Origin of the sequence: Mycobacterium sp. 1465703.0 (assembly GCF_001672975.1) — a bacterium.
In the GTDB taxonomy this organism is placed as follows: domain Bacteria; phylum Actinomycetota; class Actinomycetes; order Mycobacteriales; family Mycobacteriaceae; genus Mycobacterium.
In genome coordinates, this window is record NZ_LZKU01000259.1 from 23337 (window position 1) to 30099 (window position 6763).

The following is a 6763-nucleotide window of genomic DNA, read 5'->3' on the forward strand; positions in this document are numbered from 1 at the left end:
CGCCGCACCCCCTGGGTCGGCCGAAGACTCGGCTTGCACGCTTGGTCCTGGGCGTCGGCGAGTGGTTAACTGCGAGCATGCGACGACAACCGGTGCTGGCCCGACGCTTCTTCGATCGTTACGAGCCGGTGCACGCGGTCACGTATTTCGCGCCGGAGGCGCGGGCGGCGTTGGATGCACTAGGTTATCGCGGTTTCTGGATGGGCTATTTCGCGGCCCGGTCAGCGCCGCTGGGCGCGGTACCGCGGGAGGTGGTCACCGCGGTCTTCTACAACTTCGCACCCGAGCGCGTGGCCAAGGCGCTGCCCGCGGCCTGGGAGATCGCGGGTCCGCAGGCCGCGTTGCAGGCCCGGCAACAATCCGCGGTGGCGGCGCTGCGCCGCTACGGACTGGGGTCGAACGAAAACGTCCGTGTGGCAGCTGAATTAGCGGGCAAAGCCGCCCGCAATGCGCCGCTCGATGCGCGTCCGGTGTTCGCCGCGAACTTGGCGCTGCCCTGGCCGGACGACCCGCTGGCTGCCCTATGGCACGCCACCACGCTGCTGCGTGAACAGCGTGGCGACGCGCATGTGGCGGTGCTGGCCGCGGCCGGCATCTCCGGCCGGGAAGCCAATGTCTTACATGCCGCGGCTGGCAATGTCTCTCGCGATTACATTGCGCGCACCCGTGATTACGACGAGGCGTCGTGGCGTCGCCACGAGCAACGACTGGCCGAGCGGGGCCTGCTCAACGATGACGGGACACTGACCCCGGCCGGACGAGAACTGAAGGACCACATCGAATCGACAACCGACACCCTTGCCCTGTCCGCGCTCGACGGGCTTAGCGACGACGAAGTGGAGGAGTTGTTCCAGGTGCTTACCCCGATCACCCGTGCCGTGGTCGCCGGCGGCGATATTCCGCCCCTCACCCCAATGACGTTGCGCCGCGACGAGTTACACGATGACAGCGCGCACTTGGCGGGTCGATGAGCGGCCAGCGCGTGCCTGGCGGGGTGGTGCACCAATTGCCCGCGGATCTGCGCGAGTCGCTGATTGGCAATGCCACCGCACTGGCCGCCTGGAATGACATCACACCGCTGGCCCGAAACGAGTTCATCTGCTGGGTCGAGGACGCCAAGCAGCAGGCGACCCGGGAGCGCCGCATCCGCCGAACCCAGGAAGAACTGGAAGAAGGCAAGCGACGGCCGTGCTGCTGGCCGGGTTGCAAGCACCGCGAGCGCACCGGAAAGTAGTCGCGCACCGGCTCTTTCGGGTAGAGCCCTGCTACCGGCCCAGCGACTTGTAGAAGACCAGGCCGTTGCCTTTGTTGTCATAAACCACAGCGCGTCGTTCGTGGGCGTCGTCGTAGGGGCCCTTCACGATGCCGCCACCGCTGGCCTCGACGGCCTTCGCGGCGGCGTCCACGTCCGCGGTTTTGATGCCGACCACCACTTGGCCCGGGATGGGGTGGTCGACGGCGGTCGCCAGCGCCAGCGTGACCGGGCCCGCGTCGAGGGCTGCGAAGTGGGCTCCATCGCGGAACTTCAGCGGCATTCCCAAGGTCTCGCTGTAGAACCGGATCGACTCATCCAGGTCGTCGGTGGACAAGATGATCATCTTCGCTTCGTGCTCGCTCATGGCGCCTCCTGTAGCCGGATCGCTACCAGACTAGGCGAGCCCGGGACGCGGCGCTAAACCTCAGGCCGCGTCGGCTGGAAGTGCTTGACCGTCAAGGTAATCCATCGGAGGGGCGTCGCCGTGCCCGGCACCGCGGTAGGCCACCGCGGTCGCCAGCGCGGTGCCGCCCTCGAATGTTCCCACCACGACCACTCTGTCGTTGACCGTGAAATGCGGTGCGCCGTTGACAGGTTGACGTCCGCGATGGGTAATCACGGTGGTGTCCGGGGTGAACCGGTAGGTCTGGGTACGTCCGTCCGCGCTGCGCATGGTCATCGAGTCTGCGGCCACGGCGATCACCGTGCCTTCTTGGCTCACCGGCTGCGCGGCGGCCGGTGGTTCGAGACTGGCTGCCACGGTGCGCTTCTCGGGATGCGCTCCGCCGAACACCAGTGCCGTCACACAAGCGGCGCACAGCAGCGAAGCGGAGACGACGTCACATACCGTGCCAGCACCGGACAGCCCGCGTCGCCGACCAGGAGGGCTCTGCGATGACCTTTGCTCCGGTGTCTCCGGCATGCGGTGCTTGGCGCTCACGATCAGTCCTTCCAGCGGCGTTGCACCAGAGGATGTCGGCGCCCACCGAATGAGGTTGTTGCCGAGCAATTACCCGCGCGACTGGGGCGGTAAACCCAAATCCGTATGGCCGACGGCCCAGGGGGCTATCGAATATCGCGGCACCGGCCCTGCGGGCGCGGTCAGCAGGGCGCCGAGGTCATCGAGCGTCCCAGGGTCGGCGACCAACTCGGACCACGGGAAGCGCTCGCGGGCGCGGCGTAAAAAGCTCAGCGCTGCGGTCAGATGGCGTGGTTCGTAGTTGTGTATCCCGAAGATGGACAGTTGACGACGCACCACCGACTCGGCGTCGACTGCCACGGCCACATTCGGCGCGACAGCCCCCGCCAGGACGGCGACCCCCTGAACGTCGAGGGTGCCTAGCCCGTCTTCCAGGGCTGCCGGTGCGCCGGAGAAGTCCAGCAGGACGTCGAACGGGCCGGCGTCGCGCGCCGAGTCCCGCGCGTCGTAAGCGCCGAACCGCCGCGCCAGTTCCCGTCTGCCCGCCACGGGATCGACGGCGGTCACCGCGGAGGCACCGGCGCATACGGCGGCAGCGATCGCGGTCAGACCGAGCATGCCGGCGCCAACGACCACGACTCGCTGGCCCGCCAGGCTGCCCGCGCGTTCGGCAACGGCCATGACCGTCGCCGTCGCACAAGCTGCAGGTGCAGCCAGCGAGTCATTGAGATCGTCATCGACCACCGCGATGGCCAGCCCGCGTGGCAGCAGCACATGTTGGGCGTAGCCACCGGACAGTCCCCACTCGGAGTCCAGCGCCTCGTGACCGGCCTTGCGCACGATGCGGCACTTCGCGGTGACGCCGGTCAGACACCGGTCGCAGGCGCCACAGGGCAGTGTCACGCACCAGATCACTCGTTGACCGACGCGCAGCACTCGTCCGTCCACCGCCCGTGGCGGTTCGGCGCCGAGCGAGACGATTTCACCGACCGTCTCGTGGCCCAGGATCGACGGACACGGCTGGCTGCGCCGCCCGCTCACCGTATGCCGGTCGCTGCCGCACACGGTGGCAAGTCGCACTCGCGCCAATACATCACCCGGGCCCAGCGGCGGCACAGCCACCGATTCCACGCAGATGTCCGCGCCGCCACGCCAGACGGCGGCCAGGGTGTGCTCGATCCGATCGGCCGTCTTCACGTGCTGGGCCATCGGCTGCCTCACGAGTGGCTGGCCGCCATGTCGGGCACCTGCAGGAACGCGGGCAAGTCGGCCACCGACGCCAGCAGATGGGTGTGTCGGTGCCTGCCGAGTTCGCCAGCGTCGCCGGCCCCGGACAACACGCCGACGACGAACGCCGCGCCCGAGTTGGTTCCGGCTTGCAGGTCACGCGGGGTATCACCGGCGACCAGTACGCGGGCCACGTCGGTGATACCGAGCTTCTCCATAGCCCGGAAGATCATGAACGGCGCTGGGCGTCCGGCCGCCACGTCGTCGCCGCAGACGACGGCATCCACCGTCGAGTCGCCTTCCCAGCCCAGCGCGCGAAGCAGCGAATCGACGATGTCGCGATCAAACCCGGTGGTAAGTGCGACCCGGATATCCGCCGCCCGCAGTGCGGCCAAAGCGTCGCCAACGCCGGGCAGCGGGCGCGGCGGGACGGCGGCGTAGGCGGCCGTCAACCGGGTGCGGAAATCGGTGACGACGGTGTCCAACCGGTCGGCGCTGGGCGGTGCGCCACCCGGTGGGGTTAGCAGTGCACGCAGCGCCTCGTGCTTCGCCGCGCCGTGCCAGCGGGCGATGTCGGCCTCTGACGGTGATGCACCGTAGGCGATCGCCGTCTCGGCGAGGACGCGGTAAACCTGCTGACCTTCATCAATTGTGGTGCCGGCCATGTCCAATACCACCAGTTCGAGCCCGGTAGCCATCAGGCGTCGACCTCCGATCCGGGTTTGGCGTTTCGGGTCAGGGCGCAGCGCGCGTCGAGGGTGTTCTCCAGGGTGAAGCTGACCATCGCGGGCAGGTACCGGTCGTCGTGATACTCGATGACTTCACCCTGGGCTCCCCGGGTGCTCCGTTGCTGCCGTAGCAACGGATCTCCTTGTGCCACACCGAGATGCGCGGAATCCACCGGGTCGGCCGCAACGGCGTCGATAATGTGCGATGCGGTCGAGAATCGCACGCCTTGCGATAACAGGTACGCCCACAACGACCCTGAGTCGCAGTCGAAGTCGAACAATCGGCGGCCGACATGCTCGACGAACGTCGCGCGTTCCAGCATGGCCGGCTCGCCGTCGAGGTAACGCAACCGCAGTACCTGAACGACGGGCGCTCCCTCTTCTATATGCAGTACCGACGCCGCGTGTTCGTCAGCTCGGCGCAAGGCCAACTCGAGCGTGCGCTGTCCGGGCGTGCGCCCGATCGAATGAGCCCATGCCGAGTACGACAACAGCGTGTCAAAGGGCTGGCCGATCGAGGTCGTGCAGACCACCGGCCGCTTGCCGCGGCCGCCGGCGATGACACCCTCGGCGCGCAGGGCCGCCAGCGCCTGACGGACCGGCCCGCGCGACACCCGCCACCGGTCGCACAGTTGGGATTCCGACGGAAGCGCGCAACCCACGGGCAGTTCTCCGACCCGTATTTGCTCCCGCAGGCTATCGGCGATCATCTCGTGCAGCGCCAGTGCCATAGCTTGACTATACAGGTCATGGCAACCGGCGGTAGGCGCGGTTAGCCTCGAATATACTGGCGGTTAACGCATATTGAACTTCGCCGTAAAGCGCGGTACCCCGTTGACTTGCGCGTCGTGCGTGATGGACGGTACTTATCATGACAAGCTCGGAAGGCGGGCACGACACCCCGCTCGCCGCATCGGCCCCGGTCGGCGTCGCCGAGTCGATAGACGACGCAAAGCTGGACATCTTCCACTTCAAGGCGGCGGCCACCGCCGGCGCCGGATTCTTCACCGACTCATACGATCTCAACGTCATCGGCACGGTAACCCTGCTGGCTACCCCGCAGTTCCACCTCAGCGGTGGGCAGATTTCGATGCTGACCAGCTCGACCCTGTTGGCAGTCGCCTTGGGCGCCATCGCCTTTGGGCGTCTCGGCGATTTGCTGGGCCGCCGCCGCGTCTACGGGTTGGAAGCGGTGTTGATGATCATCGGGGCCCTGCTTTCCGCGTTCGCTCCCAACTTCACCACCCTGCTCATCGCCCGGCTGATACTGGGAATAGGTATCGGTGGCGACTATCCCGCCAGCGGCGTCATCATGGCCGAATACGCCAACCGGCGAAACCGAGGTCAACTGGTCGGTCTCACCTTCATCTTCTACGTATTCGGTCAGGTCGTCGCCTATCTCGTCAGCCTGCTCGTGATCGCCGTCGGGGTTCCCGACCACATCGCCTGGCGAGTGATCGTCGGGATCGGTGTCATCCCGTCCGCGCTGGTGTTGTATCAGCGTCGTCACATGCCCGAGTCACCTCGCTGGACCGCCGAGCGCGGTGACGAACAGCAGGCAATTAAAGACTTTGCGGCATTTGCTCAATCGCGTGCGGCCTTCACCTCCGCCGGCGTCGGCGCAATGCCCGTCGCAAAGCCCCGCGCGACGCTGAGAAACCGCAAAGTCTTGACCGTCCTGTTGGGCACCGCGGGAAGCTGGTTTTTCTTCAATGTCGCGGTGTATGGCAGCTACGTCAGCCAACCGCTGCTGATCAAGCACATCGCGCCGCACGCCAGCGTGGTGTCCAACATCGCCCTGAACGCCGTGCTGGTCATCTGTTTCGGTCTCGTCGGGGCCATCGCCGGTCTGCTGGTCCTCGACCGGATGCCGCGACGTGCGTTGCAAGCGTTGGGTTTTGGCATCTGCGCGGTGGCGATGCTGTTGATCACCGCCCTGCCGGTCGTGAGCGCGTCGGTGGTGCCGTTCGCGATCGTGTTCGGCATGTCGTTGTTCGGCGTCGCCTTTGGGCCCAACTACACCACCATGCTTCTTGCGGCAGAGTCTTATCCCACCGCAATCCGCAGCACGTTCCACGGACTTTCGTCGGCCATCGCCAAAGTGGGGGCCTTCCTGGGCGCCCTTTTCGTGCCACTGCTGCTCGGTGGAGCCGGGCTACGAGCGGTGACCTTGTTGGGATTTTGCTGCTATGCGGCGGGGATCGCCACCACCGCATTGGTGCGCGAACCAGCCGGACTGGCACTCGACGAAGTCAGCGCTGACCTTCGCGCGAAGTCCGTGACCACCCCGGTGGAGACTGAAAGCCCTTCGCCGGCAGAGCTTTCGGTGTGACAAGCCGGCGTATCAGCCCTTGGTCAGGGTGAACTGCGCGACGTCGGTATAACCCTCACGGAACAAATCCGCGCAACCCGTCAGGTACTTCATGTAGCGGTCGTAGACCTCTTCGGACTGGATCGCTATGGCCTCGTCCCGGCGCTCCTCGAGCGCGCCCGACCAGGTGTCAAGCGTGCGGGCATAGTGCAGCCGCAGCGGCTGGATCAGCTTCACACCGAAGCCGGCGCGCTCGGCATGTTCCACGACGCCCTTGGCCTGTGGCAGGTCTCCGCCCGGGAAAATCTCGTCCATGATGAACT

9 protein-coding genes are annotated in these 6763 nt (G+C 66.5%); 3 read left to right on the top strand and 6 right to left on the bottom strand.

Annotation, left to right across the window (positions count from 1 at the left end; all coding sequences use genetic code 11):
- The first annotated feature begins 77 nt into the window (after positions 1-77).
- Positions 78-971 (top strand): hypothetical protein, encoded by an 894-nt coding sequence (locus tag A5625_RS24575; RefSeq protein WP_067000390.1) that lies wholly within the window; start codon positions 78-80, stop codon positions 969-971.
- Positions 968-1234, top strand: a complete 267-nt coding sequence (locus tag A5625_RS24580; protein WP_067000394.1) for a YdeI/OmpD-associated family protein — start codon at positions 968-970, stop codon at positions 1232-1234. The genes A5625_RS24575 and A5625_RS24580 overlap by 4 nt, the downstream gene beginning before the upstream one ends.
- Before the next feature lie 31 nt (positions 1235-1265).
- Here the strand turns inward: A5625_RS24580 and A5625_RS24585 are convergent, their stop codons facing one another.
- The 5 genes from A5625_RS24585 to A5625_RS24605 all read right to left on the bottom strand — a co-directional run bounded on the left by A5625_RS24585 (position 1266) and on the right by A5625_RS24605 (position 4860).
- Positions 1266-1619: a VOC family protein gene (locus A5625_RS24585; RefSeq protein WP_067000397.1), complete on the bottom strand. Its 354-nt coding sequence runs from the start codon at positions 1617-1619 to the stop codon at positions 1266-1268.
- Between the two features lie 60 nt (positions 1620-1679).
- A complete protein-coding gene (locus tag A5625_RS24590; protein WP_067000424.1) occupies positions 1680-2195 on the bottom strand; it encodes a hypothetical protein in 516 nt (171 codons plus the stop codon).
- A gap of 69 nt (positions 2196-2264) precedes the next feature.
- Positions 2265-3383, bottom strand: coding sequence for an alcohol dehydrogenase catalytic domain-containing protein (locus A5625_RS24595; protein WP_067000400.1), 1119 nt, complete (start codon positions 3381-3383; stop codon positions 2265-2267).
- Positions 3384-3391: 8 nt separating this feature from the next.
- A complete protein-coding gene (locus tag A5625_RS24600; RefSeq protein ID WP_067000404.1) occupies positions 3392-4099 on the bottom strand; it encodes a phosphonatase-like hydrolase in 708 nt (235 codons plus the stop codon).
- Positions 4099-4860, bottom strand: coding sequence for a GntR family transcriptional regulator (locus A5625_RS24605; protein ID WP_067000407.1), 762 nt, complete (start codon positions 4858-4860; stop codon positions 4099-4101). Before A5625_RS24605 ends, A5625_RS24600 begins: the two co-directional genes overlap by 1 nt.
- 140 nt (positions 4861-5000) lie before the next feature.
- On the opposite strand from A5625_RS24605, the gene A5625_RS24610 reads away from it, so the two are divergent.
- Positions 5001-6461 carry an MFS transporter gene (locus A5625_RS24610; RefSeq protein WP_067000411.1) on the top strand — a complete coding sequence of 487 codons (1461 nt, stop codon included), beginning with the start codon at positions 5001-5003 and terminating at the stop codon, positions 6459-6461.
- 12 nt (positions 6462-6473) lie between these two features.
- Here A5625_RS24610 and A5625_RS24615 read toward each other — a convergent pair.
- Positions 6474-6763, bottom strand: a 290-nt coding sequence (locus A5625_RS24615; RefSeq protein ID WP_197516221.1) for a class I SAM-dependent methyltransferase, incomplete at its 5' end; no start/stop codon positions are given.